Here is a 3,499-nt window from a genome sequence, read left to right as displayed (position 1 = left end):
TTTTATATTCTTACTCAATTGTTACGACTATTTTAAGTGCTCTTATCATTGTACTTATTTTATATGTAAATCGAGAATGAAACGAACTTTTAATAAGTGGAGTAAATCTCCACTTATAATTTTTATTAAATGCATAAAGGAGATACAACATGGGGTTAATATATAAAGTTGCTGATCAAGCTTGGGAATTTGAATGTATACATAAATTGAATTATAAAACATTTGTAGAAGAAATTCCGCAACACGAAGAAACGAAAGAGCGTGTTCGTATTGATCGTTTTCATGATGAAAATACATATTTAATTTGTTTAGATGACGATAAGTTAGTAGGTATGGTTGCATTGCGAGGAAAACGACCATTTTCATTAGATAATAAAATTTCAAATCTAGATTTTTATTTGCAAGAACATGGAGAAAATATATATGAAATTCGTTTGCTTTCAGTAGAACGTGAATACCGAAATGGAAGAGCATTATTAGGTTTAATTCGCTTTTTACATCGTTATTTGCTTCTAAATGGATATGAATTAGCACTCATTTCTGCTACAACGCGTGAACTACCATTATATGAACAAATGGGATTCAAATCTTTCCATACGTTAGTGGGTACTGAAGAAGCAGCCTTCCAGCCAATGTATGTTACTCCTGCTATGTTTGAAGAGTCGAGTGCTGGAGGGATAATGACGAAAGAATATACATTTTTACCAGGTCCAGTAGATATTGAAGAAGATGTTCGAAAGGCATTTTCTTCGAAGTCTATTTCGCATCGTTCTAAGTCATTTCAAGTGACAATGGAAAATGTGAAAAAACGTTTACTGCAAATGACAAAAGCAAAACGTGTACAAACAATGTTTGGAACAGGGACGTTAGCAAATGATACGATTGCTTTACAGTTACGTTCTTTAAAAGGAAAAGGGCTAGTATTAACAAATGGGGAATTTGGTAATAGATTAGTTGGACATGCAGCACGAGCGCAATTACATTTTGATACGTATAAAAAAGAAATGGGAGAACCATTTATTTATACCGAATTAGAACAAATAATGGAAACTGGAAATTATGAATGGCTTTGGTTTGTTCACCATGAAACATCTACCGGAATGTTAAATGAGTTAGACGAACTAAATGTTTTATGTGAAAAGTATAAAGTGAAAATATGTGTAGATTGCATTAGCTCAATTGGAGCAATACCGATAGATTTGAAGGATGTATTTTTTGCAAGCGGTGTTAGCGGAAAGGCAATTAAATCGTTTACTGGATTATCTTTCGTTTTTTATAATCACAATGTGAAAGTAAATGAGACATTACCGGCCTATATGGACATTGGTATGTACGAAGAAAATGACAGTATTCCATATTCACATTCATGGAATTTAATTTATGCATTGCAAGAAGCATTGAAGAGATTTGAAGATGAAACAGCATTTGTAAAAATAAAAGAGACATATGATTATATGGAAGAAGCTATTACGACTATAGGATTAAACCTTGTTTCACCTAAAGAACATGCCGCGCCAATTATACTTACGATTCAATTAAGCGAAGGCCAGTCCTCTAAAACGATAGGTGATGAGTTAGCATTACAAGGATATATTGTCCATTATGAATCAGCGTATTTACAAAAGAATAACTGGATCCAAATTGCATGCCTAAATCATTACAAAGAACGTGATATGAAAAGGATGTTGAATTGTTTACAAATGTGTGTATTACAGAGTGAGGTACATATATAAAGACTTTTTTTAATATAGATGGTTTCGTATAAAGGAGGTGCTACATACGAAAACTTAGGAATAGATCATTGGAAGAGGTGTAAGTATGATAACTAAAAAACTACCATTGCATATAGACGATATTAAAAAAGCTCAAAACATTCTGGATAGAAATGCTCGTAAGACGCCATTAGTAAAATCATTTTATTTGACTAGTAAAACGGGCGGAGAAATTCACTTGAAATTAGAAAATATGCAATTAACAGGTTCATTTAAATTCCGTGGTGCATTTAATAAAATGTCACAGCTTTCAGACGAAGAAAAAGAAAGAGGAGTTATTGCATGTTCAGCAGGGAATCACGCACAAGGAATTGCATTATCTGCTCATTTACTCGGTATTAAGAGTAAAATTGTTATGCCGATTTCTGCCCCTCAGGCGAAAGTTGAAGCAACTAGAGGATATGGATCAGAAGTAATTTTATATGGTGAAACTTTTGATGATGCAAAGGAAAAATGTGAGGAGATTATTAGGGAAACAGGTGAAACATACTTACATCCATATGATGATGTAGAGGTAATGGCTGGTCAAGGTACTATCGGTTTGGACATTCTTGATGATATGTGGGATGTTGATACTGTCATTGTACCAATTGGCGGAGGTGGAATTATTTCTGGAATTGCTGTTGCATTAAAATCTTTTAATCCATCCATTACTATAATTGGTGTCCAAGCAGATAATGTTCATGGGATGAAGGCATCTTATGACAAAGGAATGATTGTAGAACATTATGAAGCGCCTACTATTGCAGATGGTTGCGCAGTTAAAGTACCAGGGGAATTAACATTTGAAATTGTAAAAGAATTAGTGAATGATATTGTAACAGTATCAGAAAAAGAGCTGGAAGTAGCGATGAAAGATTTATTGCAACGCGGGAAAGCTGTTGTAGAAGGTGCAGGCGCATTAGCTACTGCTGCTCTACTTGCAGGGAAAGTGGATCCATATATTAAAGAGAAAAAAGTAGTAGCGGTTATATCTGGTGGGAACGTAGACTTGCAGCGTATTTCTAGTGTTTGTGAGCAATTTTTTGTAGCCAATGAAGTGAAATAGTATTTTTAAAAATAGTGTTAAGAATGAGGAGCTAAGAGAATTGATCTTAGCTCTTTTTCATTATACTTGTGCTGAAGTAAATAATGACTCCATTTTTATTCTACTCTTCTCGCGAATTTCAGCGTCTGCATGGCGCATTACAAATTTATGTGCTATAGCGATTGCTAAAACATCATCTAATAAGCCGATCCCAATAATAGCAGCTATATCTGGAATAAAGTCGATTGCTAATACGTAATAGGATAAAGCGGCTAATATGATGAATTTAGCTTTAGTAGGTAACTCTTTCTTTCTCATTGTGTAGTATAAAATAATACTTTCATATACGCTAGATTTACCAAGATTTGCTGAGCTTTTTTTGAATTTTTTCCAAAGTGTCTGTTTCTCCATATTAACACTCCTTTTACAAAAAAATAGATTTTTTAAAAGGATAGACAAAGAAGTAAGAGAATAATCAATTTTATAGTTTTTCTTAATGTATATTTCCATAAAAATAGGGAATTACCTGTGCAAAATAATAGAATGTTGGTTATGTAACGACTTACAGTGTATGTGTTCGTTCCAAGTAAAGGTACTACGCAGATAACGTTTGATGGTAATACGTATTAAAGTTCATTTTTTACATTAATCCCTGGATTCGTACAATGTTGAATTACTTCTAAATAATCTAATGGTACAT

The 3,499-nt window shown here is 33.3% G+C and carries 3 protein-coding genes; 2 read left to right on the top strand and 1 reads right to left on the bottom strand.

What is annotated here, in order from left to right:
* Nucleotides 1-149 precede the first annotated feature (149 nt).
* Together KI369_RS28560 and tdcB are read left to right on the top strand one after the other, a co-directional pair.
* Nucleotides 150-1,733, top strand: a complete 1,584-nt coding sequence (locus tag KI369_RS28560; RefSeq protein ID WP_212959007.1) for an aminotransferase class V-fold PLP-dependent enzyme — start codon at nt 150-152, stop codon at nt 1,731-1,733.
* An 85-nt stretch (nt 1,734-1,818) separates the two neighbouring features.
* A complete protein-coding gene (tdcB, locus tag KI369_RS28555) occupies nt 1,819-2,820 on the top strand; it encodes a bifunctional threonine ammonia-lyase/L-serine ammonia-lyase TdcB (RefSeq protein WP_212959006.1) in 1,002 nt (333 codons plus the stop codon).
* A gap of 60 nt (nt 2,821-2,880) precedes the next feature.
* Here tdcB and KI369_RS28550 read toward each other — a convergent pair whose 3' ends face one another.
* Nucleotides 2,881-3,210, bottom strand: a complete 330-nt coding sequence (locus KI369_RS28550; RefSeq protein ID WP_212959005.1) for a YkvA family protein — start codon at nt 3,208-3,210, stop codon at nt 2,881-2,883.
* Between the last annotated feature and the right edge of the window lie 289 nt (nt 3,211-3,499).

The sequence above is a fragment of the Bacillus sanguinis genome (genome assembly GCF_018332475.1).
Classification (GTDB): domain Bacteria; phylum Bacillota; class Bacilli; order Bacillales; family Bacillaceae_G; genus Bacillus_A; species Bacillus_A sanguinis.
This window is presented reverse-complemented; position numbering and strand designations above follow the sequence as displayed.